Genomic DNA, 23,313 nt, shown 5'->3' with positions numbered 1-23,313 from the left:
TGATGCGGGATGCCGACGAGTTCGCGGAGCTGCGAGCCCTGCAGGCACGGGCCTATGGCCGTGACGCCGCGCTCACGGAGACGGAGGCCGCCCGCCTCCGCGAACTGGAGGAGCGCCGGATCGTCTCGCCCGCTGACCCGGGTGAACACTCGACGGCCGAGCCCGACGCGGCACTGCTCGCCGCACCGGGCATCGCGGGACTCGGGCGTGACCCCGGGGCGCGGGGGGAAGACGCCGCCCCCGACGCCGCCCCCGACGCCGCCTCCGACACCGCCCCCGGAAACGCCTCGGACCGTCACGAGTCGTTCTCGGAGGTCCCGGACCCCGCGATGACAGACGGGGCGGAGCGCTCCGCGACGCCGTCCGAATCCCTCCGCACCGCGCTGCGGGCACACTGGCGGGTCTTCGCGATCGCCGCCGTCGCCGCGCTCGTGATCGGGCTCGGGGCCGGCTGGCTGGCCTTCGGCAGGCCCGGCGTTGCTCCCGTCGAGCTGACGGCGCAGCAGCAGGAGTGGCAGGACGACCTGATCTCCGCGGGCGTCTACGACCCGGGATCCATCCGCGCGCTCGCCGTCGAGGAGGGCGCCGTCATCTGGACCGCGACACGGGACGAGCGCGCCCGCACCTGCTTGATCCTGGGTACGGGCGGCATCACCCAGCCGAGCTGCGACCGCACGGAGCGGATCACCGACACCGGGATCTACGGCACGATCTCGGTCAGCGGCGAACAGGATCAGCAGCGCCAGATCAGTGTGCAGATGCTGCTGACGGCGGCGGGCGAGCCCGCGGTCGCGGTCAGCACCTACGACTACGACCCGAGCATGAGCGGCGTCACGTATGCGAACGAAGAGGAGACGCGCACCGCGGAACGCCTGGTCGAGGACGGCTTCGAGGTCAACTCGCTCTGGGTGGTCGGGTACGACGGCGACGTGCCGGTCTGGACCGGGATGCAGTTGGAATCGCAGAACCAGTGCCTCATCTACGACGGGTCGACGGCGGAGGCTCCCACGGTGTGCGCCGATCCGGAGACCCTGCTGGAGCAGGCATCCAGCCTCGTCCTCAACGTCGTCGACAGCGAGACCGGCGAGACGACGCATCTCGAGATGAACTCGAACCGCGGCCCCGCCTACCTCGTCATCACCCGCGAGGGGGGCGTCGTCGGTGCTGGGGAGGACTGAGTCCGAGGAGCTGCGGGCGCTTCAGGAGAAGGCCTACGGCCGTGGCGGCGTGCTGACCGGGGCGGAGTCGGACCGCCTGCGTGAGCTCGAGGACGCCCGCCTCTCGGCGTTCCGCGCCGGACCGGTCACCGCTCATGACGTGCGGGCCGTCGCCCACGACGCGGGCGTGCGGGACGTCTCGGCGACGCGCGCATCGGAGGGGGCACCCACCGGACACCTGCCGCACCCGGTCGCGGATACCGTGGACGCCGGTCCCATCCAGGCGAGTACCGTGGCGACGAACACCGCCGAGACCGGCCCCATCCAGGCGAGTACCGCGGCGTCGAACGCCGCGGAGACGGGCCCCGCGCAGACGAACGCGGAGGGGACGCCGCCGATCCCGCATGACCCGACGCCGGACGCGACCCTGCTCGGGACGCTGCGGCGGCATGCGACGGCCGCGGTCGTGGCCGTCGCGGTCCTGCTCGCGGTCGGTCTCGGTGTGGGGTGGGCGCTGTTCGCCCCGCGGACCGCGAGCATCCCCCTGACGGGTGAGCAGCAGCAGCGCCGCGCCGAGCTCGCTGCCGACGTCTTCGATCCCGGCTCCGTCCGTGCGATCGCGCAGAAGGACGGTGCGCTGGCCTGGTTCGCGACGCAGGACGACGGTGAGCTCATCTGCCTCATCCTGGATGTCGGGGCGCAGTCGCAGACCGATTGCGCCCCGTCCACGATGATCGAACGGGGACTGGGCGCGACGCTGTCCGTTCCCACCGCGGTCTCCGCCGAGGACGACCTCTTCGGAGGCGCCTCCGGCGGTGAGGCCGTATACGCCTCTCTCTTCCTCTCCACCGCCGGCGAGCCGATGGTCGGCATCCAGCGCTGGAGCGCGTCCTCCTCGTTCATGGAGCAGTTCGAGGGAGAGGAGCGGCTGCGCGCCGAGGCGCTCGCCGCGGAGGGATATGAGCACGGGCTCTCTCTGGTCGGCTCCTTCCGCGGGGAGCCCGTGTGGCTCGCCGATCGTCTCGCCTCTCAGGGCGCGACGGAGAGGTGCTTGCTCGTCGATGCCACGGAGGGGGTGGCGTGCGAGTCGTTTGGGACTGCCCTCACGGAGGGGCTCTCCACGCACGTCGTCGATGTCGCCCCCGACGGCTCCGTGGCGTCGGTCTCGGTCGTCGAGCTGCGGTTCACCGGTCAGCAGACGCCGTACCTGACGGTCACCGTGGATGCGCCGGTGTCACGGGTCGTCCCGGGGGACTCCGTCGTGATCCCGGGGCCGCCGGGCGACCCCATCGAGGTCGAGACCCCGAACGACGGCACCGGCGGCTGAGCGTCGATCAGCTCGGGGCGGGCACCCGGTCGGCGAGGATCGCCCGACGCTGGTCGCCGATCCGAGCGAGGATCAGCGTCGCCTCCTGGTCGCCGCGCAGCACCAGTTTCCTGCGGAAGGCGGCGGGGTCGACGTCGACCCCGCGCTTCTTGATCTCCAGGCGTCCGATCCCGTTCGCCTTCAGCGCGGCGCTGATGGCCTTGGGGTTCGCGGGCAGGGTCTCGCGCACGCGGAACGATTGCACGAACGGACTCGTCAGCGCGGCGTCCGATGTCAGGTAGGCGATGTGCTCGTCGAGCATCCCGGCATCGAGGCTCCGCGCGACATCGCCGATGAGGCGCGCGCGGATGACGGCGCCGTCCGGCTCGTGCAGGAAGGCACCGAGCTCGCGCACCGGCTCGTCGACGGCATCCGCGGGCGCGGTGAGCTCGTGCGAGCGGTCGTCGCGGATCACGAGAGCCGCGCGCCGCACGCCTTCTCTGGCGAGGGCCCCGCTCCAGACCACGAGCTCGACGACGCTGCCGTCGGCGCTCACCCACTGTGCCTCGGCGTCGGCGGGAAGCGCGTCGCGGTCGTGCGCCGGTCCGAGCTTGATGCCGGTCGGGGTCCGGGCAGCGACGTCGAACGCCCAGTCCAGGGAGGGGGAGTAGTCGTCCGCGGTGACGCGCTTCGTCTCGCTGTGCCCCGACGTGCGTCGAGCCGGGTCCATCCAGATCGCGCGCGTTCCGGTATCCTCCAGCGCGGCGAAGGCGTCTTCCGCGGTGCCGTGACGCACCGCGGCGCTCTCGCCGAATGGGGCCAGATTGTAGGCCGCGATGGCCGCTGTGACCTCGTCGGCATCGACGGCGAGCACATCGAGCCCCGCTCCGGCGAAGGCGAGCGAGTCGCCGCCGATGCCGCAGCCGAGGTCGGCGACGCCGGTGAGGCCGGCATGACGGATGCGCTGCGCGTGACGCGCGGCGACGCCGAGCCTCGTCGCCTGTTCGAGTCCGGCGCGGGTGAACAGCATGCGCGTGGCGAAGGGGCCGAACTTCGCCACCGCCTTGGATCGCAGATGCGCTTGCCCGACGACGGCGGAGACGAGTTCGGGGGAGTGCCCGGCTGCCCGCAGTCGCGAGACGCCGCGGGCGACGTCGGCGGTGGATTCGATCGGCCCGACCGCGTCGAGCAGCTCGAGACCGGCGGGGGTCAGCAGGGCGCGCAGCTCGGACATCTCCACGCCTTCAGCCTAATTGCCCGCACCGGGGCGCGAACGGTGGCGCGCGCTGGCACTCGCATTGCGTGAGTGCCAGCGGAGCGCCTAGACTGGATTAGCACTCTCGGGTTGAGAGTGCGAACAAGTCTTTCGTGTCAGCGTCAAGAAAGAAGAGGTAGACCGTGTCGGTTTCCATCAAGCCGCTCGAGGACCGCATCGTCATCCAGCAGGTCGAGGCCGAGCAGACCACCGCGAGTGGCCTGGTCATCCCCGACACCGCCAAGGAGAAGCCCCAGGAGGGCGAGGTCGTGGCTGTCGGCCCCGGCCGCATCGACGACAACGGCAACCGCGTTCCGATCGACGTCGCCGTGGGCGACCGTGTCCTGTACAGCAAGTACGGCGGCACCGAGGTGAAGTTCGGCGCAGACGAGTACCTCGTCCTGTCGGCACGCGACGTCCTGGCGGTCGTCGTCCGCTGATCTGCGGAACCTGATTCCCGCGCCTCGTGGAGGGGCGGGACAAGGCCCTCGAAGGGGTCCGGATGCTCATCGCATCCGGGCCCCTTCTGCGTAGCGCCACGGGGCGACCGTTTCCTGCCAAACTCCGTCGGAGGCCCGAGCGGGGCGTTCGCACCGGCCGTGGGGGCATAGGGTTGTGCGGTGCCCCCCGAGACGACCCGTGCCACACAGACCGCCGGAGTCGCCTACGCCGGAGCCGCCTACCTCCTCTGGGGCGTGCTGCCGCTCTACTTCCTCCTGCTCGTTCCGACGGGGCCGTGGGAGGTCGTGGCCTGGCGTGTGCTGCTGTCTTTCGCCTTCTGCGTGCTGCTGCTCACGGTCACGCGCGGCTGGGCGGCGTTCGGCGTCATCCTCCGTCAGCCGAAGCTCCTGGGATGGACGGCGCTCGCGGGTGTCCTCATCTACGTCAACTGGCAGGTGTTCCTGATCGGAACCCTCAGCGAGAACGTCGTCGAGACCAGCCTCGGCTACTTCATCAACCCGATCACGACCGTGCTGCTGGGCGTCTTCGTGCTGAAGGAGCGCATCCGCAGGCTGCAGTGGGCCGCCATCGGGATCGCGGCGATCGCGGTCGTCGTGATCGTCGTGGCCTACGGGGAGTTCCCGTGGATCGCCCTGTCGCTCACGGCATCGTTCGGCGTCTACGGGCTCATCAAGAAGAAGATCGGCCCTGCGGTCGACGCCGTCAGCGGCCTGACGCTCGAGTCGTTCTGGTTGATCCCGATCGCGGTGGTGCAGTTGATCGTCGTCGCGCAGACGACGGCGATCACGATGGGCACGAGCGGCTGGCCGCATGCTCTGCTGCTGGCTTTCGCGGGGGTCGCCACGGCCGTCCCGCTCCTCCTCTTCGCCGCCGGCACGCGCAGGATCAATCTCACGGTGATCGGGATGATCCAGTTCATCACGCCCGTGATGCAGTTCGTCATCGGCGTCGTGGTCCTGCACGAGCCGATGCCGGCGGAACGCTGGGCCGGCTTCGTCATCGTCTGGATCGCCATCGCGGTCTTCATCGTCGACCTGTTGCTCGCCGCCCGTCGAGGGCGCAGGATTCCGCGGGTCGAGCCAGCCTGATCCCGAGTCTCATCAGGCCGAAAACCCGGTGTCGGATCGTTAACGCACCGAGATACTTGCACCCCCTGTGCGCGGGCGTCACGCTCTAGTGTTAGAGCACCCGATTGTGGTCACAATCCACGTTCAGTTACGCAAGGGAGCATCATGAACGCATTGAAGGGCTCGCGCACCGCGAAGGTCTTCGCCGGGATCGCGCTGCTCAGCGCATCCGCCATCGTCATCGCCGGCTGCAGCAGCACACCGAGCGCGGAGCCGAGCGGCGGCAGCGACAAGCCGGCCGCCGACCTGACGCTGAAGCTCGGCTCGCTGCTTCCGCAGACCGGTTCGCTGTCGTTCCTCGGACCGCCCATGGAATCCGGCGTCGGACTCGCGGTCCAGGAGGTCAACGACGCCGCCGCCGGTGTGACCATCGACCTGACGGCCGAAGACGAGGGCGACACCGACACCAAGGCCTACGAGACCTCGATCACCAAGCTCCAGGGCGCCGGTGTGACGGCCATCGTCGGCGCTGCGGCATCCGGCGTCTCCCGCCTCATCCTCGACGGCAACGTGAGCGCGGGAATCCTCCAGATCTCGGCGTCGAACACGGGCCCCGACTTCACCGACTGGGATGACAACGGCCTCTACTTCCGCACCGCACCCAGCGACCTGCTGCAGGGCGAGGTGCTCGGCAACCTGATCGCCGAGGACGGACACAAGACCCTCGGCGTCATCTACCAGAACGACGCCTACGGCACCGGCCTCTTCGACAACATCAAGGCGACGTTCGAGGGCGCCGGCGGCGAGGTCGTCGCGAGCGCGGCGTACAACGTCGGTGACGGTCAGTTCGACGCCCAGGTCGAGACGATCAAGGCCGAGAACCCGGATGCCGTCGCGATCGTGTCGTTCGACCAGTTCAAGACCATCGCGCCGCTGCTGGTGAACGCCGGCATCTCGCCCGACAAGTTCTACATGGTCGACGGCAACCTGTCCGACTACGGCTCGTCGCCCGACACGAACTTCCCGTTCTCGCTCGAGGGTGCCCAGGGCACCAAGCCGGGCCCGGCGCTCGAGGATGACTTCACCGACCGTCTCCAGGCCTACTGGACCGGCGAGGGCAACCCCGAGGTGAACGACTTCACGTACGCGGCCGAGGCATACGACGCCGTCGTGCTCGTCGCGCTGGCCTCTCTCGCCGCCGGCTCCACCGAGGGCGCGGACATCGCGGCCAAGATGGCCGAGGTCTCCGGCGGCAGCGGCGACGGTGAGAAGTGCACCAGCTTCGCCGACTGCGCGAAGATCATCAACGACGGAGGCACGGCCGACTACGACGGCTACTCCGGCGAGATCACGTTCGACGAGAACGGCGACCCGCAGGGCGCCTCGATCGGAACGTACAAGTACGGCGCGGACAACCTGATCACGCGCACGAACTGATCACACACGGAGAAGGCCCCGGATGCACCAGCATCCGGGGCCTTCCTCGTGGTGCGGGGCTGCGGGTCAGGCGGCGTCCGTGCCGAGTGTGCCGAGGTAGAGCCCGATGACCTTCGGGTCGTTCAGCAGATCCCGTCCCGTTCCCTCGTGGGCGTCCCTGCCCTGGTCGAGCACATAGCCGCGGTCGCAGATCTGCAGGCAGCGCCGGGCGTTCTGCTCGACCATGATCGTCGTCACGCCGGCCTTGTTGATGTCGGAGACACGGATGAACGCGTCATCCTGGCGCACGGGGGACAGGCCGGCCGAGGGCTCGTCGAGCAGCAGCACCGAGGGATCCATCATCAGCGCGCGCGACATCGCGACCATCTGCCGCTCACCGCCGGAGAGGGAGCCTGCGCGCTGCTTGAGGCGCTTGCCCAGCTCGGCGAAGATGCCGGTGACGAACTCGAGCCGCTCCGGATAGATCTTCGGATTCTGGTAGAGCCCCATCTGCAGGTTCTCCTCGATCGACAGCGACGGGAAGACGTTGTTCGTCTGGGGCACGAACGCGACCCCGCGCTTGACGAGCTTGTCGGCCTTCAGCCCGACGATGCTCTCGCCGTTCACGGTGATGCCACCGCTGCGCACGTTGACCAGCCCGAAGATCGCCTTCAGCAGGGTCGACTTGCCGGCGCCGTTCGGTCCGATGATGCCGATCAGCTCGCCCTGGCGGGCCACGAGGTTCGCCCCGTTGAGGATGTTCACGCCCGGAAGGTAGCCGGCGTGGACGTCGGTCAGCTGCACCACCACATCGTCCTGGCGTGCGGTCTGTGGGGCATTCGTCGGCTTTTCCGCGCTCATGCGGCGCCCTTCCCGTCGGTACCGGATTCGTTCTCGATCGTCGCCTCGAGCTCCGCCTCGGCCTCTGCTTCGATCTTCTCGCGGAGTCGGATGGCGGCGGCATCCTCGATGACGGGGATGCGTCCCGTGACCGCGCCGAGGTCGACGTCCTGATGGGCGCCGAGGTAGGCGTCGACGACCGCGGGATTCTCCATGACCTCGTCGGGAGGTCCCTCCGCGACCACGCGCCCCTCGGCCATCACGATCACCCAGTCCGCGATGTGGCGGACCATGTGCATGTCGTGCTCGACGAACAGCACCGTCATCCCCTGCTCCTTCAGATCGAGGATGTGGTCGAGGAGGGACTGTGTGAGCGCGGGGTTGACGCCGGCCATGGGCTCGTCGAGCATCACCAGCGTCGGGTCGCTCATCAGGGCCCTGGCCATCTCGAGGAGCTTGCGCTGACCGCCCGAGAGCGAGGCCGCGAAGTCCTTCTCCTTGGCGTCGAGCTTGAAGCGCGTCAGCAGCTCCCGCGCCTTGCCCTCGATCTCGGTGTCCTGCGCCCTCCACAGGAAGGGGAACAGGCTGGACCAGAAACCCTCGCCGCGCTGATGCGGGGCTCCGAGCTTCATGTTCTCGAGGACGGTGAGCAGCGAGAGCGACTTGGTCAGCTGGAAGGTGCGGACCTGGCCCATCCTGGCCACCTTGAACGAGGGGACGCCCGAGAGGCTCGTACCGTCGAACGACCAGGTTCCGCTGTTGGGCTTGTCGAATCCGCACAGCAGGTTGAACAGGGTGGTCTTGCCCGCTCCGTTGGGCCCGATCAGTGCCGTGATCGCACCGCGGGGCACTTCGAGGTGGTCGACGTCGACGGCCATCAGCCCGCCGAATCGGCGCTGGACCGCATCCGCGATGAGGATCGGATCGACCTTGGCGACTCCCGGCTTGACCTCGCCCTTCGTCAGGCCGGTCGTCTTCGGGCGTCGGATGCTCCCCGTCGAGGGGGCGACGGTCGCCGTCTCCTCGACGGATTCGGGGACCGCGTCGGGGGTCAGTTCACTTGACAAAGGTCATCTCCCTCTTGTCTCCGAGGATGCCCTGTGGGCGGAAGATCACGAGCAGCATGAGGGCGATGCCGACGAAGATGAACACCATCGTCGAAGCCTGGCTGTCGGACATCGGCAGCAGACCGGCCTTCGCCATGGAGGGGAGCAGGTTGGCCATGAAGGCGAACACCACCCAGAAGAGCACGGCGCCGAGCGTCGGTCCGAGCACCGTGGCCGCACCGCCGAGAAGCAGGATGGTCCACAGGAAGAACGTCAGCGACGTCGAGTAGCTGCCGGGAACGACCGCCGAGGGGAGGACGAACACGATGCCGCCCGCCGCGCCGATCACGCCGCCGACGACGAGGGCCTGCATCTTGTACGCGAAGACGTTCTTGCCGAGCGACCGCACGGCGTCCTCGTCCTCGCGGATGCCCTTGAGGACGCGACCCCACGGGCTGCGCATCAGCGCCCACACCAGCAGCACCGCCAGAGCGAGGACGAGAAGACCGAACACGCGGTTCCACAGGTCGTTCGCGCTGTACGTCCACGGGCCGAACCCGTAGGTGCCGGGCGGGAAGGGATTCGCGTCGCGGAAACCGCCGTTGAACTGCGCGAGACCGTCGGCGGAGTTGGTGTACTCGTCGAACACCTGGGTGGTGAACAGCAGGCGCACGATCTCGCCCGCCGCGATCGTCGCGATCGCGAGATAGTCGGCGCGCAGCCGCAGCGTCGGGATACCCAGGATGACGGCGAAGAGCGCGCCACCCACGAGCCCGATCAGCATGCCGATCCACCAGGGGAGGCCGAAGGTCAGCACGGAGATGGCGTAGCCGTAGCCGCCGATCGCCATGAAGGCGGCCATGCCGAAGTTGAGCAGCCCGGCATAGCCGAAGTGCACGGCCAGACCGGTCGCGGCCAGCGCGTAGGCGATGGTGACCGGGCTGAAGAGGTACGTGGCGGTGTTGGAGAAGATGCTTCCGAAGTCCATGGCGTCAGCCCAACCTTTCCCTGCGTCCGAGCAGACCTTGAGGTCTCACGAGGAGGATCACGATGAGCACGACCAGGGCGCTCGCGTACTTCAGATCGGAGGGGATCCACAGGGTCGACACCTCGACGGCGATCCCGACGATGAGCGAGCCGAGGAGTGCGCCGAACGCGGTCCCGAGCCCGCCCAGGGTGATCGCCGCGAAGATCAGCAGCAGCATCTGCATGCCCATGTCCCACTTCACACCGGGGCGGAAGTACGCCCAGAGGATGCCGGAGATCGCGGCGAGGACGCCGGAGAGGATCCAGACGTAGCGGACCACCCGATCGACGTCGATGCCGGAGGCGGCCGCGAGCTGCGGGTTGTCGGAGATGGCGCGGGTGGCCTTGCCGATGCGGGTGCGGGTCAGGAAGAAGGCGACCGCGACGATGACGACGATGCTCACGCTCATGGCGATGATGTCGATGTACGACAGCGAGATCGGCCCGAACTGGATCGGCGTGGGACTGGCGCCGGGAAGCTGCCGGGTGCCGCCCCCGATGATGTACTGGAAGGTGTAGCGCAGGGCGAGCGAGAGTCCGATGCTGACGATCATCAGCTGTACGACCCCGAGTCCTCGACGCCGCAGCGGACGCCAGATCCCGGCGTCGAGGCCCCAGCCGAGCAGGCCTCCTCCGATCACGGCCGCCGCGATGCCGAGCCACAGCGGGAGGTGCCAGAAGCTGGTGACGACGAGCGCGACCAGCCCACCCCACGTCACCATCTCCGCGTGCGCGAAGTTCGACAGTCGCGTGGTGCCGTAGATGAGCGCCGCGCCCATCGAGGCGAGTGCCAACAGCAGGCCGAAGTTGATGCCGCCGACGAGCCGAGAGAGCAGCTGGTCGATGAACGACACGGTCATGCGTTCGCCTTCGCCGAGGAAGAGGTTCATGATCTTGGTGCCGGTGAGACCGAACTCGACCTCGAACGAGGCGGTGGTCCCCGCGATCGGCTGGGTTCCCGGCGGCAGCTGGCTCGCGTCGACGATCACACCGTCGGGGAGGCTCTCCTCATCGACCGTCAGGGTGTAGGTCGCCTTGTCCGGCACGTAGAGACGCCACTTGCCGTCGGCATCGGTCTCGGTCTCGCCCTTGAAGCCCTTGCCGTCGATCGACATGACGACGCCCTCGACGGGTTGATCGTCGAAGGTGACGACACCGGCGAAGTAGAACTCCGTGACCTCCTGCCCGTCGTCCGTCGTCTCGGCCGCAGCCGGAGAGGGCGGTATGAACAGGAACGCGGTGAGCGCCATGAGGATACCGAGGAAGGCGACCATCCAGGGTCGCTTTCGCTGCACGGCGATTGTTGTGGGTCCCACGCAACCTCCACTTTGAGTGCTGTGTCTCTGCGGTCTCGGGTCGACTGCAGGGATGGACGACGGAATTGAGCGTAGTGCGCGATTCGCGAATCACCTACACCCTGGGGCGCCTTCCTCCGGCCGTCGCACGACGTCGGGAATGTTCTCGGGCGTGTCTCGCTTAGAATCTTCATACGGGCCGCGGCCCCGCACCGGCCGACGTCGACCATCCCCTCGCACTCGGACATGCGCGACTCGCGCAGAAGGAGAATCCATGGAACAGCACGATCCCTTCGGCTTCGTCGGACTGACGTACGATGACGTGCTGCTCCTGCCGGGGCACACCGATGTGATCCCCAGTGAGGCAGACACCTCGTCGCGGATCACCCGCCGCATCTCCGTCGCCACCCCGCTGCTGTCGAGCGCGATGGACACCGTCACCGAGTCGCGCATGGCGATCGCGATGGCGCGCGAGGGCGGCATCGGCATCCTGCACCGCAATCTCTCGATCGCGGACCAGGCCGCACACGTCGATCGGGTGAAGCGCAGCGAGTCCGGCATGATCACCGATCCCATCACGACGACGCAGGATGCGACGGTCGAAGAGGTCGACAACCTGTGCGCGAAGTACCGCATCTCCGGTCTTCCCGTCGTCGACCCCGAGGGGAAGCTGGTCGGAATCATCACGAACCGCGACATGCGCTTCGTCTCGGGCTTCGAGCGTCAGACCACCTTCGTGAAAGACGTCATGACGCGCGAGAATCTCGTCACGGCCCCGGTGGGCGTGGCTGCAGGGGAGGTCATCGCCCTGTTCGCGAAGCACCGTGTCGAGAAGCTGCCGCTGATCGACGAGGACGGCAAGCTCGCGGGCCTCATCACCATCAAGGACTTCGACAAGAGCGAGAAGTACCCGCTCGCCACCAAGGACGATCAGGGCCGCCTGCGCGTCGGCGCGGCCATCGGATTCTTCGGCGACGCCTGGGAGCGCGCCGAGGCGCTGCGCGACGCCGGTGTCGACGTTCTCGTCGTCGACACCGCCAACGGCCAGTCCCAGGGCGTCATCGACCTGGTCCGCCGTCTGAAGGCCGACGCCTCGTTCGAGCACATCGACATCATCGGCGGCAACGTCGCGACCCGTGAAGGCGCCCAGGCCCTGGTCGACGCCGGCGTGGACGCGGTCAAGGTCGGGGTCGGCCCCGGTTCCATCTGCACCACGCGCGTCGTCGCGGGTGTCGGCGTCCCGCAGGTGACCGCTGTCTACGAGGCCTCGCTCGCGGCCCGTCCCGCCGGCGTCCCGGTGATCGCAGACGGCGGCCTGCAGTATTCGGGCGACATCGCCAAGGCGCTGGTCGCCGGTGCCGACGCCGTCATGCTCGGCTCTCTCCTGGCCGGAACAGACGAGTCCCCGGGCGAGATCGTCTTCCAGTCCGGAAAGCAGTTCAAGCAGTACCGCGGCATGGGCTCGCTCGGTGCGATGCAGACCCGCGGCAAGCAGACCTCGTACTCCAAGGACCGCTACTTCCAGGCCGACGTCCCCAGCGACGACAAGCTGATCCCCGAGGGCATCGAGGGGCAGGTGCCGTATCGCGGACCGCTTTCCGCCGTCGCCTATCAGCTGGTCGGCGGGCTGCGTCAGTCGATGTTCTACGTCGGTGCCCGCACGATCGAAGAGCTCAAGTCGCGCGGCAAGTTCGTGCGCATCACCTCGGCGGGGCTCAAGGAGTCGCACCCGCACGACGTGCAGATCGTGGTCGAGGCCCCGAACTACAAGAAGTAGTCGAACCCACCGAGAGAGGGACCGGATGCGATGCGCATCCGGTCCCTCTCTCGTTCTCGCGTGCGTGCGGTCAGCCGCAGCGGTAGTTCACGCCGTCGACCTGCCACACCCCGGGGCCGAGCTCGGCGCACATCCCGATCACGGCGGCGAGGAGTGTGAAGACGATGATCAGCACCACGATCCAGAAGATCGTGATGAGCGCACCGACGATGATGCCGGCGATGGCGAGGCCCTTCGGCTCCTTGGCCTTGCTGAGCTTCACCGCCGCGACGATGCTGATGATGAGGCCGACCGGTGCCACCAGGACGGCGAGCACGAGGCCGACGATCGAGAGCACACGCCCCGGCGGCGTCGGCGTCGGCTGCGGGTAGGCGGGCGCGGCAGAGGCGGCGGAAGGATAGCCCGCATCCGCGGCGGAGTTCCAGGCGGGCGCGGGCGGTGGAGCGTCAGCGGTGGCGGGCGGCGGCGTCTCCGCCGTCACGGGCGGTGGGGGCGCCGGCGTCGAAGCACCGGCTGCCGGGGAATCGGGCGACGAGGAGTCGGGCGACGAGGAGTCGGGCGACGGGGGATCGGGGAACGGGGGATTCGTCATGTTCTGTCCTGTTCTGTCCTGTCGACGGTGCGCACGAGGGAACACGCTCGGTAGCCCCGAGCGTAGCGAGGGCACTCCGGCCGCACCATCCCCTCCTCGGGGTCGCCCTCTTCCGTCCGTCCACGACCCGGCGTAGCGTGCCGGTATGTGCCGCAACATCGTCCCGTTGAACAACCTCGAACCTGCCGCCACCGAACAGGAATGCCATGACGCCGCCTTGCAGTTCGTGCGCAAGATCTCCGGGACGACGGCGCCGTCGAGGGTCAATCAGGCGGCGTTCGACAGCGCCGTCGGCGAGATCGCGCTGGTGGTGACCCGGTTGCTCGGCGAACTCGTCACCTCCGCGCCGCCGAAGAACCGCGATGACGAGGCGGCGAAGCGACGCGCACGATCCGCCGAGCGCTACGAGGCGATCCGGGTGTTCCAGGAGGAGAAGCGCGCGGCCCGCGCCGGGTCATAGGCACGCAGCCGCCGAGGCGGCGACACCGTATGCCAGAATCGACATACCCCGCTCGACTTTCCCTGCGGTCTCGGTGATGAAGGCGCCGAGTTCGCACCGCCGATGCTCGCATCGGCAGGGAACCTCCCCAAGGAGAGCTGTACATGCTCGAGGAATCCCCTCGCGTCCTCGTCGTCGATGACGATCCGGATGTCGCCCTGCTCGTGAAGACCGTGCTCGAGCGGCGGGCCGGTTGCATCGTCGACGTCGCCGAAGACGGCCGAGCCGCCGTCGACCGTGTCGCGGTGCTGCGCCCCGACGTGGTCGTCACCGACATCGAGATGCCGGGGCTGAACGGCCTCGAGCTGCTCGCCGAGCTGCGGCGCACGGTACCGTCCGTCCCCGTCGTCGTGATGACCGCGCACGTCTCCGTCGAGTACGCGGTCTCCGCCCTGCGCGCGCAGGCCGACGAGTTCCTCACCAAGCCGCTCGACAACGCCAAGCTCGTCGAGGCCGTCACCCGTCTGGTCGACGAGGGCCGACGCCGCAGGGAGGAAGCCCGCCAGCCCGAGCGGGTGCTCGCCATCGGCGCGCATCCCGACGACGTCGAGATCGGCGTCGGAGGGCTGCTCGCGGCCCATGCCAAGGCCCAGGACGAGATCACGATCCTCACCCTCTCCCGCGGCGCGCGCGGCGGTGACGCCGACAGTCGCCAGAACGAGTCGCTGGCGACCGCCGACATGCTGGGTGCACGGCTCTTCCTGAAAGACCTGATCGACACGGAGATCTCCGGCGGCGGATCCACGGTCCGACTCATCGAGGAGGTCGTGCAGGAGATCCAGCCGACCATCGTGTACACCCACTCGAGCCACGACCGTCATCAAGACCACCGCGCGGTGAGCGAGGCGACGATCGTCGCGACGCGGCGTGTCGGCACGGTCGCGTGCTACCAGAGTCCGTCGTCGACGATCGACTTCCGTCCCACCCGGTTCGTCCGGATCGACCAGTACCTCGACGAGAAGCTCCGCCTGCTCGAGCGCTTCGGATCGCAGACCGCGAGCCGCGACTACCTCGCACCCGAGTTCGTCACCGCCACGGCGCGGTACTGGTCCCGATTCGGCGGAGGTATGGCGGTCGAACCGCTCGAAGTCGTGCGCGAGACCGCAGAGTTCATCGGTGCCCACGAACTGACCCGACGGGAGAGCTGATGACGCAGCGTGTGCTGGTGACAGGTGCCGGCGGACCGGCCGGTGTGGCCGTGATCCGATCGCTCCTGCGCCGCCCCGATCTGATCGTGTTCGCCGCCGACATGGACGGCTGGGCGAGCGGCATCTACCTGGTGCCTCCGGCGCAGCGTCGTCTCCTGCCGCCGGGCCGGGACGCCGACTTCGTTCCGGCGATCGCGCGGATGGTCGCCGCCGACGAACTCGACCTCGTGATATCGACGGTCGATGTGGAGCTGATCGCCCTGGCGGGGCGACGGGAGGAGCTGGCTCCCGCCGTGCTCGCCGCTCCCTCGGCCGACACGCTGAACACCGCGCTCGACAAGCTCGCCCTCGCCGAACGGTGCGCACCGACCGGGCACACCCCGCGCACCGTCCTCGCCGGGCGCGACGCGGAGGCTGTCGACTGGGAGTTCCCGGTCTTCGCCAAACCGCGTCAGGGGGCGGGAAGTCGCGGCGTGCGGCTCGTGCCCGACCGGGCCGCGCTCGAGGCACTGCCCACGGATGAGGGGCTGATCGTGCAGGACTTCCTCCCAGGGGAGGAGTACTCGGTCGACGTCATCGCCGACGCGGAGGGCAACGTCGTCGCCGCGGTGCCCCGGACGCGCGCCAGGGTCGACTCCGGCGTGGCGATCGCGGGCCGCACCGTGCGCGACCCCGAACTCGAGGAGACCGCGGCGGCGATCGCGCGGGCGATCGGGCTGGTGGGTGTCGCGAACGTGCAGCTGCGCCGCGATCGTACCGGCCGCGCCGTTCTCCTCGAGGTCAACCCGCGGTTCCCCGGCGCGCTGCCACTGACCATCGCGGCCGGCGTCGACATCCCCTCTCTCGTGGCCGACCTGTTCCTGGGGCGCGAGCTGCCGGTGCGGATCCCCTTCCGCGAGGTCGCATCCGTGCGCTTCCTGGAAGACGTGATCGTCGAGATCGACGAGGTGCTGGTCTCCGACCATGCGGGGCATCAGGAGGAGCTGTGAGCCACGAGGAGCTTCGCGGCGATCACCACGTCCACTCGACCTTCTCCGACGACGCCGTCTCCACGCTCGCCCAGAACGTGGACGCGGCGATGGACGCCGGGCTCACCACCCTGCGCCTGGTCGACCACGTGCGGCAGAGCACCACGTGGGTGCCCGAGTATCTCGCGGCCGTCCGTGCGCTCCGGGTGCCGGACGGGCTCACCGTGCTCACCGGCGTCGAGGCGAAGATCCTCGATGTCACCGGCGCGCTCGACTTGCCGGCCCTTCCGGACGGCATCGATCGGATCCTCATCGCCGACCATCAGTTCCCCGGTGCGGACGGGCCCCTCGGCCCGACCGTCGTGCGCGAGCGGATCGCTGCGGGTTGGGCGATCGACGACGTCCTCGACCAGCTCGTCGAGGCGCTCATCGCGACGATGCACCGGCATCCCGGAAACCAGCTCGCCCACTGCTTCTCGATCCTGCCGAAGATCGGCCTGTCGGAGACCGACCTGGGGGTGCAGCGGACCGCGGCCTGGGCGCGGGCGGCCGCCGCGACGGGCACGCTCGTCGAGGTCAACGAGAAGTGGGGCTGCCCGGGAGCAGAGGCTCTGACGGCGCTTCGCCGAGCGGGCGGCGAGATCGTCGCCTCCACAGACAGCCACGAGGCGGCGGAGGTCGGCAGGTACTCGCGTGTCATCCCGCTTCTCGCCGCGGTGGAGGCCCGCTGATGGCCGACCTCACCTGGCTGGAGAGCGCGCTGGTCATCCTCCTCCTGATCTGCGTCCTGGTCGGCACGCTGCCGGTGATCAACACCGGTCTGCAGTTCCTGCTGCTGCCGTTGCATGCCTTCCGCAACCACTACGCCAAGGCGGCGCCGTACCACCCGAACGTCGCCGTCATCATCCCGGCCTGGAACGAGGGTCTCGTGATCGGCCCGGCGATCGAGCGGCTACTGCAGCTGGAGTACCCGGCCGAGCGCCTGCGGGTCTTCGTCGTAGACGACGCCTCCACGGATGACACCCCGGCCATCGTCGCCGCGAAGGCCGAGGCGCACCCCGGTCGCGTCGCGCACCTGCGGCGCGAGAAGGGCGGCGAGGGCAAGGCGCACACGCTCAACCACGGTCTCGACGTGGTCCTCGCCGATCCCTGGACCGAGGCGGTGCTAATCATGGACGCCGACGTGATCTTCGCCCGCGACTCGCTGCGCAAGCTCAGCAGGCATCTCGCGGACGAGAAGGTCGGGGCCGTCACCGCCTACATCGCGGAGGGCAGTCGCGACCGCAACTACCTCACACGGTTCATCGCGATCGAATACGTGATCGGGCAGCTCTCGGCCCGCCGTGTGCAGAACGTGGGCGGCGCGATCGCCTGCCTCGCCGGAGGCGCACAGCTGCACTCGCGAGCCAATCTCGAGGCGATCGGAGGACGGATCCCCACGGGCACTCTCGCCGAGGACACCATGACGACGTTCGAGGGGCAGCTGCACGGACGACGGATGGTGTTCGAGCCCCACGCGGTGGTACTGGCCGAGGAGCCGCGCACGATCGACAGCCTGTGGAAGCAGCGGCTGCGCTGGGCGCGGGGCAACGTGCAGCTGACTTCGATCTATCGCAGCCTCTGGTTCCGCCCCAGCCGCGAGCACAACCTGGGCAGCTTCGGGTTCGGGCTCGCCTGGTTCACCATCCTCCTGCTCCCCGCCTTCATGCTCCTGGCGGCGGCCGGCATGCTCGCGCTTCTCCTCCTGCACAGCGACATCGCGGAGTTCGTGTTCCGATTCATGTGGATCGCGGCGGCCTGCATCTATCTGTTCTCGATGCTGTACTCGGTCCAGCTGGATCCTCGGACGGGGCGGCATTCGTGGCGCGAGGCGATCATGTTCCCCGGACTCGGTGCGTTGATCCTGATGGCAATCGCGCTGTTCCCGTGGGCGTTCGAGGCGGCCCTCACCGCGCTCGGACTGGCCGTGACCGATCAGTCGCGCATCGTCTGGGCCGTGATCTTCTACCTGTGGGGGCCGATCTCAATGCTCGGGATCTGGCTGGCGCGCGCCGTGGAGCCTCTTCCCGGTGGCAGGTTCTTCGCCGGACTGCTCCTCTACATCTGCGGGTACGGTTCCCTGCTGTGCGCCATCACCGTGGACTCCTACATCAAAGAATGGCGTCGTGCAGACGCCTCCTGGATCAAGACCGAGAAGATCGGACGTGTCGACTCATGACCGCAGCACCGTCACCCGACAGCGAGCGGGAGGAGATCGCCGCGGATGCCCGACGGGAGCGGCGGCTCATCCCGCAGGCGATCCTCGCCCTCGCCGTCGTCGCCGTCATCGTCGTCGTGCGAGAGCTGCTCCTTCGATGACCGGGAGGCCGTTGGCCCTGGTCGTCGAGGACGCCCCCGATCAGGCGGCGCTGCTGCGCCGCTACCTCGATCGCGAGGGCTACGACGTCTTCATCGCCCGTGACGCGGAGTCGGCGATCGCGGCGTTCCCCGACATCGATCCCGCGCTGGCTGTGCTCGACCTCCTCCTCCCGGGGATCTCAGGGCAGGCATGTGCGCGACTGGTGCAGGAGCGGTTCCCGGACTGCTTCCTCGTGATCAGCTCCGTGCTCGACGCCGCCGACTACCCGCCGGCCGATGCCGCGCTTCCGAAGCCGATCACGGGAGCGGACCTGCATCGGATCGTGGAGCAGGTGGGACGATGAGGGCCACACCTCTCGACCGTGCGGAGAACCGCTGGTATCAGGTCTTCGACAACCCGACCCCGCTGCTCAAGCAGCTGCCGACGCTCGTCGCGACGGTCATCGCGGTGGCGCTCACCTGGGGTGTCCCGGATCTGCCGATCACGCACGCCGCCGCGGCGCTCGCGGGGGTGGCGGTCGTGCTCGCGGCCACCGTCCTGGCTGCCGTGCTCACGGCGCGCGGTGTGCACGACGGATGGGCCGTGCTCCTCATCCCCATCGTCGACATCGTCGGTTTCGGCCTCTTCCGCACGGGCACGGGCGGGGCGACCTCGCTCTTCTCGTCCCTCGTGCTCCTGCCGGTGGTCTGGCTGGCTGCGGCGCCGGGCATCCGCTGGGTCTTCGTCGTCGGCGGGCTCACCTCGATCGCCCTGCTGATGCCGTACTTCACCGACCCGCCGGAGACTTCTGTCGAGTGGCTGCGTGGAGTGGTGGGCCCCCTCGTGTTCTCGGCCGTCGCCGCGGTCATCAACCAGCTCTCCCGGCAGCAGCGCCTGCGAGTCGAGCAGGCGGAGGAGCTGGTGGCGGAACGAACCAGGGCCCTGTCCGAGAACGTCGCGATGATCGTGCAGCTGCGCGACAAGGAGCGCCAGTACCGCGAACTCCTCGACTCGTTCGAGAGTCTCTGGTCGTCGATCACGGCGCAGGCGGTCATCGCGACGGACTGCAGCGGCCGGGTCACGGCATGGAATCCGGGGGCGGTGCGCCTGCTCGGGCTCTCGGTCGACGAGGCGCTCAGGGATGTGCGGATCGATCGATTCTTCTCGACCGCCGTCCTGTCGATGCTGGCTGTCGACAACGCCGAACCCCCGCCGTCGACCGCCGAGCTCCCGCCGGGGTACGCCGATCTCTCGCCCGGAATCAAGGCCCTCTTCGCGCAGGCCGATGCCGGTCTCACGGTCGACGGCGACATCGAGGTGGTCACGGCGGGAGGGACGACGGTGCCCGCGCGCGTGACCGTGAGCCCGCACAAGGACGGCGCCGGCGCCCAGCAGGGCTACCTGTTCGTGCTCACCGATGAGACCAGGGCCGTCGAGGTCGCACGCATGAAGGACGAGTTCGTCGGGATGATCTCCCATGAACTCCGCACACCGCTCAGCGCCATCATCGGCTTCCTCGACCTGCTCCAGAACGACCCGGCGCAGCCGCTCACCGCGGACCAGCAGGAGTTCGTCGGGATCATCGAGCGCAACGCGCAGCGACTGCTCAACCTCGTCGGCGATCTGCTGTTCACGGCCCAGGTCGAATCCGGACGCTTCCCGCTCGAGCGGGAGGAGGCCGACGTCGCCGAGCTGGTCCGATCCGCCGTGGTGTCGGCGGGGCCGCACGCCCAGCGCGAGGGGATCGAGCTCGTGGCCGAGGTCGGGGCGGACGCGCTCCCCGTGCTCGTCGATGCCGGGAGGGTCGGGCAGGCCATCGACAACCTGCTGTCGAACGCCATCAAGTTCACCTCACGGGGCGGAAACGTCACCGCCGGTGTGCGGGCCGTCGACGGGGGAGTGGAGTTCTCGATCGCCGACACCGGCGTCGGAATCCCCGAAGATGAGCAGGGCATGCTGTTCACCCGCTTCTTCCGCGCATCGACCGCGACGCGCAACGCGGTCCCGGGAGTGGGCCTCGGGCTCACGATCACCCGGGCGATCGTGCTGGCGCACGGCGGCACGATGGATGTGACGAGCCAGGAGGGTGTGGGAACGGAATTCCGATTCGTCCTGCCCGCCGCTCCGCGCACCGAGGTGTTGATGAGCGTGACCCGCGCCGACTGATCCCTCCGATGACGCTTCGTGTCGGGCTGTGAAGCCGCGTGACGGTGCGCGGGCGCAGCAGTCGGCCCGATCGCTACGGTCGGGCCATGACTCTTCTCCAGGACCAGCTCGCGGGCATCGCCGACGTCACTCCGGCCGAACGCGCGCAGCGGCTCACCGACGCCGGCACCGCATGGAACGAGCGGATCGCCGCCGACGACACGAACGCCCAGCTCACCTACCGGGTCAGCGGACGCGGCATCGGCTCCGTCGCCACCGAGATCCGCGCGGGGAAGCACCGCTTCCTCGTCGACGAGCCCGGTGCGCTCGCCGGCGACGACGTGGCGGCGAGCCCCGTCGAGTACGCGCTGGGCGCCCTCATCTCCTGTCAGGTGGTCGTGTATCGCCTCTATGCCCAGGCGCTCGGACTCACGATCGACGAGATCGAGATCACGGCGGAGGGTGGCCTGGATGTGCGCAAGCTGTTCGGCATCGACGAGTCGGGGCGGGCCGGATTCCACGATGTCCGCGTATCGGTCGACATCGCGGGGCCGAACAGTGCCGAGCAGTATGAGAACCTGCGTGCGGTCGTCGACGCGCACTGCCCGGTGCTGGATCTCTTCGCCGCTCCCGTGCCCACGTCGAGCGCCCTCACCTGAGAGCGGTTCGGAGCCTGGCCGCTCCACCTGATAGCCTGGTCGGCTCGGCATGCGCGGGCGGAAGGACGGCCACGCACCGTGAGCTCTATCGATGTATCCAGCGTCTCCTTAACGCTTCCCGACGGCAGACCGCTTCTCGATGAGGCGACGTTCCGTGTCGGCGCCGGCTCGACGAGTGCGCTGATCGGCCCGAACGGCGCAGGCAAGACCACCCTGCTGCGCATCATCCGCGGCGATCAGGCCGCCGACGACGGCGTCGTGACGATCGACGGCGGTCTCGGAGTCATGGATCAGTTCGTCGGCCACGGCGAGGCGGGCGAGACCGTGCACCAGCTGCTGGTGCGTGTGGCCCCCGCGCGCATCCGCACGGCGGCCGAAGCCCTCGAGGCTGCGGAGAACGCGCTGATCGAACGTGACGAGCACGATACCCAGATGGCGTACGCCTCCGCCATCGCCGAGTACGCGGATGCCGGGGGCTACGAGCACGAGACCGTCTGGGACCAGTGCACCGTCGCCGCGCTCGGGGTGCCGTACGAACGGGCGAGGTATCGTGACCTCACCACCCTCTCCGGCGGCGAGCAGAAGCGGCTCGCGCTCGAGGCCCTGCTGCGCGGACCCGACGAGGTGCTGCTGCTCGACGAGCCGGACAACTACCTCGACGTCCCCACCAAGCGGTGGCTCGAGGAGCAGCTGCGCCAGACGCCGAAGACCGTGCTGCTGGTGTCGCACGATCGCGAGCTGCTCGCACGCGCGGTCGACCGACTGATCACTCTCGAACCCGGCGGCGCCGGCGCCACGGCGTGGGTGCACGGCGGGGGGTTCTCGACGTATCAGCAGGCCAGGACCGATCGGATGGACCGGCTCGACGAGCTGCGGCGGCGGTGGGACGAGCAGCACGAGAAGCTGCGCACCCTGGTCGCGAACCTCAAGGTGAAGGCTTCGGCGAACGACGGCTTCGCATCCCGGTATCAGGCCGCGCAGACGCGCCTGCGCAAGTTCGAGGAGGCGGGGCCTCCCGAGGAGCGTCCGCCCGCGCAGGACTTCGACATGCGCCTGCGCGGCGCCCGCACCGGCAAGCGCGCCGTGGTGGCGCAGCGTCTGGAGCTCACGGGGCTCATGCGTCCGTTCGATGCCGAGGTCTGGTACGGCGACCGGGTCGCGGTGCTCGGGTCGAACGGTTCGGGCAAGTCGCACTTCCTGAGGCTTCTCGCCCGCGGCGGCAGCGATCCCGATTCCACACTCGGTCATGTGACCTCGACGGGAGAGCAGCTGAGCACGGTGGAGCACAGCGGCACGGCCACGCTCGGCGCGCGCGTCGTGCCCGGGCTGTTCGCACAGACGCACGCGCATCCGGAGTTCGTGGGGCGCACGCTCCTGGAGATCCTGCACCGGGGCGACGACCGTCGTGCCGGGATGCCGCGTGACGCCGCGAGCTCCGCACTCGACCGCTACGGACTCGTGCGGCAGGCGCAGCAGAGCTTCGACTCGCTCTCGGGCGGGCAGCAGGCGCGATTCCAGGTGCTGCTGTTGGAACTCTCCGGAGCGACACTGCTGCTGCTCGACGAGCCGACCGACAACCTCGACCTGGAGTCGGCGGAGGCACTGGAACAGGCCCTCGCACGTTTCGAGGGGACCGTGCTCGCCGTCACGCACGACCGCTGGTTCGCCCGATCGTTCGACCGATACCTCGTGTTCGGGTCGGACGGCGAGGTCTACGAATCCGACGCGCCGGTGTGGGATGAGAAGCGGGTGGCGCGCGCTCGCTGACGCCGGGTGGGGATCACGCATCGGGGGACGGCGAGAGCGCGAGCTCCGATGCGTGCCCTCCGCGTACGATGGCGCGATGACCAGAAGTCACGACTACAACCCCGGTCCTCGCGTGGGCATCACCTTCTCCACCTTCGACCTGCTGCACGCAGGGCACATCATGATGCTCGCGGAGGCGAAGCGGCAGTGCGACTACCTCATCTGCGGCCTGCAGATGGATCCGACGCTCGATCGCCCGGAGAAGAACGCCCCGACGCAGACGGTGGTGGAACGCTACATCCAGCTGCGCGGGTGCCAATACGTCGACGAGATCGTTCCCTACTCCACCGAGCAGGACCTGGAGGACATCCTCCGTTCCTTCAAGCTGGACGTGCGCATCATCGGCGACGAATACCGTGAGAGCGAGTTCACGGGGCGCGCCTACTGCGAGGAGAGCGGGATCGATCTGTACTTCAATGGAAGGGATCACCGCTTCTCGAGTTCGGGGCTGCGCAGGATCGTCGCCGCGAGAGAAGCCGAACGCGTGGCGCGCATCGGCTGAAGGCGCCCC

General features: G+C 68.9%; 23 protein-coding genes. 17 read left to right on the top strand and 6 right to left on the bottom strand.

Going from position 1 to position 23,313, the window contains the following annotated elements; genetic code table 11:
• Positions 1-2 precede the first annotated feature (2 nt).
• Together CQ042_RS07875 and CQ042_RS07870 are read left to right on the top strand one after the other, a co-directional pair.
• Positions 3-1,178: a hypothetical protein gene (locus CQ042_RS07875; protein ID WP_105669930.1), complete on the top strand. Its 1,176-nt coding sequence runs from the start codon at positions 3-5 to the stop codon at positions 1,176-1,178.
• Positions 1,162-2,484, top strand: coding sequence for a hypothetical protein (locus CQ042_RS07870; protein ID WP_105669929.1), 1,323 nt, complete (start codon positions 1,162-1,164; stop codon positions 2,482-2,484). The genes CQ042_RS07875 and CQ042_RS07870 overlap by 17 nt, the downstream gene beginning before the upstream one ends.
• A gap of 7 nt (positions 2,485-2,491) precedes the next feature.
• Here CQ042_RS07870 and CQ042_RS07865 read toward each other — a convergent pair whose 3' ends face one another.
• Positions 2,492-3,697 (bottom strand): SAM-dependent methyltransferase, encoded by a 1,206-nt coding sequence (locus CQ042_RS07865; protein ID WP_374954464.1) that lies wholly within the window; start codon positions 3,695-3,697, stop codon positions 2,492-2,494.
• Positions 3,698-3,861: 164 nt separating this feature from the next.
• Here CQ042_RS07865 and groES point away from each other — a divergent pair, with 164 nt between their 5' ends.
• From groES to CQ042_RS07850, 3 genes are all read left to right on the top strand, one after another.
• The gene (gene groES / locus CQ042_RS07860; protein ID WP_028502311.1) at positions 3,862-4,158 is read left to right on the top strand and encodes a co-chaperone GroES; all 297 of its coding nucleotides are present in this window, start codon (positions 3,862-3,864) and stop codon (positions 4,156-4,158) included.
• Positions 4,159-4,338: 180 nt separating this feature from the next.
• Entirely contained in the window at positions 4,339-5,268 is a 930-nt protein-coding gene (gene rarD / locus CQ042_RS07855) for an EamA family transporter RarD (RefSeq protein ID WP_105669927.1), read from the top strand.
• 144 nt (positions 5,269-5,412) lie between these two features.
• Positions 5,413-6,684, top strand: coding sequence for an ABC transporter substrate-binding protein (locus tag CQ042_RS07850; protein WP_105669926.1), 1,272 nt, complete (start codon positions 5,413-5,415; stop codon positions 6,682-6,684).
• 66 nt (positions 6,685-6,750) lie between these two features.
• On the opposite strand, the gene CQ042_RS07845 is transcribed toward CQ042_RS07850, so the two are convergent.
• The 4 genes from CQ042_RS07845 to CQ042_RS07830 form a co-directional block, all read right to left on the bottom strand.
• Positions 6,751-7,524 (bottom strand): ABC transporter ATP-binding protein, encoded by a 774-nt coding sequence (locus tag CQ042_RS07845; RefSeq protein ID WP_105669925.1) that lies wholly within the window; start codon positions 7,522-7,524, stop codon positions 6,751-6,753.
• A complete protein-coding gene (locus CQ042_RS07840; protein WP_105670016.1) occupies positions 7,521-8,492 on the bottom strand; it encodes an ABC transporter ATP-binding protein in 972 nt (323 codons plus the stop codon). Before CQ042_RS07840 ends, CQ042_RS07845 begins: the two co-directional genes overlap by 4 nt.
• Positions 8,493-8,559: 67 nt before the next feature.
• Entirely contained in the window at positions 8,560-9,537 is a 978-nt protein-coding gene (locus CQ042_RS07835) for a branched-chain amino acid ABC transporter permease (RefSeq protein WP_105669924.1), read from the bottom strand.
• Between the two features lie 4 nt (positions 9,538-9,541).
• Positions 9,542-10,849 (bottom strand): branched-chain amino acid ABC transporter permease, encoded by a 1,308-nt coding sequence (locus CQ042_RS07830; RefSeq protein ID WP_105669923.1) that lies wholly within the window; start codon positions 10,847-10,849, stop codon positions 9,542-9,544.
• Between the two features lie 295 nt (positions 10,850-11,144).
• Between CQ042_RS07830 and guaB the strand changes: the two genes are divergently transcribed.
• Positions 11,145-12,647 (top strand): IMP dehydrogenase, encoded by a 1,503-nt coding sequence (gene guaB, locus CQ042_RS07825; RefSeq protein ID WP_105669922.1) that lies wholly within the window; start codon positions 11,145-11,147, stop codon positions 12,645-12,647.
• 70 nt (positions 12,648-12,717) lie between these two features.
• Here the strand turns inward: guaB and CQ042_RS20290 are convergent, their stop codons facing one another.
• Positions 12,718-13,239, bottom strand: coding sequence for a DUF4190 domain-containing protein (locus CQ042_RS20290; RefSeq protein ID WP_146115365.1), 522 nt, complete (start codon positions 13,237-13,239; stop codon positions 12,718-12,720).
• Between the two features lie 145 nt (positions 13,240-13,384).
• Between CQ042_RS20290 and CQ042_RS07815 the strand changes: the two genes are divergently transcribed.
• The 11 genes from CQ042_RS07815 (at position 13,385) to CQ042_RS07770 (ending at position 23,304) form a co-directional block, all read left to right on the top strand.
• The gene (locus tag CQ042_RS07815) at positions 13,385-13,699 is read left to right on the top strand and encodes a DUF2277 domain-containing protein (RefSeq protein ID WP_105669920.1); all 315 of its coding nucleotides are present in this window, start codon (positions 13,385-13,387) and stop codon (positions 13,697-13,699) included.
• A gap of 143 nt (positions 13,700-13,842) precedes the next feature.
• A complete protein-coding gene (locus CQ042_RS07810; RefSeq protein ID WP_105669919.1) occupies positions 13,843-14,886 on the top strand; it encodes a response regulator in 1,044 nt (347 codons plus the stop codon).
• A complete protein-coding gene (locus CQ042_RS07805; protein ID WP_105669918.1) occupies positions 14,886-15,875 on the top strand; it encodes an ATP-grasp domain-containing protein in 990 nt (329 codons plus the stop codon). The genes CQ042_RS07810 and CQ042_RS07805 overlap by 1 nt, the downstream gene beginning before the upstream one ends.
• Positions 15,872-16,585 carry a PHP domain-containing protein gene (locus CQ042_RS07800; protein ID WP_105669917.1) on the top strand — a complete coding sequence of 238 codons (714 nt, stop codon included), beginning with the start codon at positions 15,872-15,874 and terminating at the stop codon, positions 16,583-16,585. Before CQ042_RS07805 ends, CQ042_RS07800 begins: the two co-directional genes overlap by 4 nt.
• A complete protein-coding gene (locus CQ042_RS07795) occupies positions 16,585-18,072 on the top strand; it encodes a glycosyltransferase (protein ID WP_105669916.1) in 1,488 nt (495 codons plus the stop codon). Before CQ042_RS07800 ends, CQ042_RS07795 begins: the two co-directional genes overlap by 1 nt.
• Positions 18,069-18,212 (top strand): hypothetical protein, encoded by a 144-nt coding sequence (locus CQ042_RS20425; protein ID WP_181157495.1) that lies wholly within the window; start codon positions 18,069-18,071, stop codon positions 18,210-18,212. The genes CQ042_RS07795 and CQ042_RS20425 overlap by 4 nt, the downstream gene beginning before the upstream one ends.
• The gene (locus CQ042_RS07790) at positions 18,209-18,556 is read left to right on the top strand and encodes a response regulator (protein ID WP_105669915.1); all 348 of its coding nucleotides are present in this window, start codon (positions 18,209-18,211) and stop codon (positions 18,554-18,556) included. Before CQ042_RS20425 ends, CQ042_RS07790 begins: the two co-directional genes overlap by 4 nt.
• Positions 18,553-20,358, top strand: coding sequence for an ATP-binding protein (locus CQ042_RS07785; protein ID WP_105669914.1), 1,806 nt, complete (start codon positions 18,553-18,555; stop codon positions 20,356-20,358). The genes CQ042_RS07790 and CQ042_RS07785 overlap by 4 nt, the downstream gene beginning before the upstream one ends.
• Before the next feature lie 86 nt (positions 20,359-20,444).
• Positions 20,445-20,996: an OsmC family protein gene (locus tag CQ042_RS07780; RefSeq protein ID WP_105669913.1), complete on the top strand. Its 552-nt coding sequence runs from the start codon at positions 20,445-20,447 to the stop codon at positions 20,994-20,996.
• Between the two features lie 78 nt (positions 20,997-21,074).
• Entirely contained in the window at positions 21,075-22,763 is a 1,689-nt protein-coding gene (locus tag CQ042_RS07775; protein WP_105669912.1) for an ABC-F family ATP-binding cassette domain-containing protein, read from the top strand.
• 76 nt (positions 22,764-22,839) lie between these two features.
• Entirely contained in the window at positions 22,840-23,304 is a 465-nt protein-coding gene (locus CQ042_RS07770) for an adenylyltransferase/cytidyltransferase family protein (protein ID WP_105669911.1), read from the top strand.
• Positions 23,305-23,313 lie beyond the last annotated feature (9 nt).

The sequence above is a fragment of the Microbacterium sp. MYb62 genome, assembly GCF_002979475.1.
In the GTDB taxonomy this organism is placed as follows: Bacteria; Actinomycetota; Actinomycetes; order Actinomycetales; family Microbacteriaceae; genus Microbacterium.
The sequence above is the reverse complement of the archived record's forward strand: the minus strand, read 5'-3'. Positions and strand labels throughout refer to the sequence as shown.

Coding starts and splice junctions, on each gene's coding strand:
- CQ042_RS07875 (WP_105669930.1), top strand. CDS start 3: ATGCGGGATGCCGACGAGTTCGCGGAGCTGCGAGCCCTGCAGGCACGG.
- CQ042_RS07865 (WP_374954464.1), bottom strand. CDS start 3,697: ATGTCCGAGCTGCGCGCCCTGCTGACCCCCGCCGGTCTCGAGCTGCTC.
- CQ042_RS07850 (WP_105669926.1), top strand. CDS start 5,413: ATGAACGCATTGAAGGGCTCGCGCACCGCGAAGGTCTTCGCCGGGATC.
- CQ042_RS07845 (WP_105669925.1), bottom strand. CDS start 7,524: ATGAGCGCGGAAAAGCCGACGAATGCCCCACAGACCGCACGCCAGGAC.
- CQ042_RS07835 (WP_105669924.1), bottom strand. CDS start 9,537: ATGGACTTCGGAAGCATCTTCTCCAACACCGCCACGTACCTCTTCAGC.
- CQ042_RS07830 (WP_105669923.1), bottom strand. CDS start 10,849: ATGGTCGCCTTCCTCGGTATCCTCATGGCGCTCACCGCGTTCCTGTTC.
- guaB (WP_105669922.1), top strand. CDS start 11,145: ATGGAACAGCACGATCCCTTCGGCTTCGTCGGACTGACGTACGATGAC.
- CQ042_RS20290 (WP_146115365.1), bottom strand. CDS start 13,239: ATGACGAATCCCCCGTTCCCCGATCCCCCGTCGCCCGACTCCTCGTCG.
- CQ042_RS07815 (WP_105669920.1), top strand. CDS start 13,385: ATGTGCCGCAACATCGTCCCGTTGAACAACCTCGAACCTGCCGCCACC.
- CQ042_RS07810 (WP_105669919.1), top strand. CDS start 13,843: ATGCTCGAGGAATCCCCTCGCGTCCTCGTCGTCGATGACGATCCGGAT.
- CQ042_RS07805 (WP_105669918.1), top strand. CDS start 14,886: ATGACGCAGCGTGTGCTGGTGACAGGTGCCGGCGGACCGGCCGGTGTG.
- CQ042_RS07795 (WP_105669916.1), top strand. CDS start 16,585: ATGGCCGACCTCACCTGGCTGGAGAGCGCGCTGGTCATCCTCCTCCTG.
- CQ042_RS20425 (WP_181157495.1), top strand. CDS start 18,069: ATGACCGCAGCACCGTCACCCGACAGCGAGCGGGAGGAGATCGCCGCG.
- CQ042_RS07790 (WP_105669915.1), top strand. CDS start 18,209: ATGACCGGGAGGCCGTTGGCCCTGGTCGTCGAGGACGCCCCCGATCAG.
- CQ042_RS07785 (WP_105669914.1), top strand. CDS start 18,553: ATGAGGGCCACACCTCTCGACCGTGCGGAGAACCGCTGGTATCAGGTC.
- CQ042_RS07780 (WP_105669913.1), top strand. CDS start 20,445: ATGACTCTTCTCCAGGACCAGCTCGCGGGCATCGCCGACGTCACTCCG.
- CQ042_RS07770 (WP_105669911.1), top strand. CDS start 22,840: ATGACCAGAAGTCACGACTACAACCCCGGTCCTCGCGTGGGCATCACC.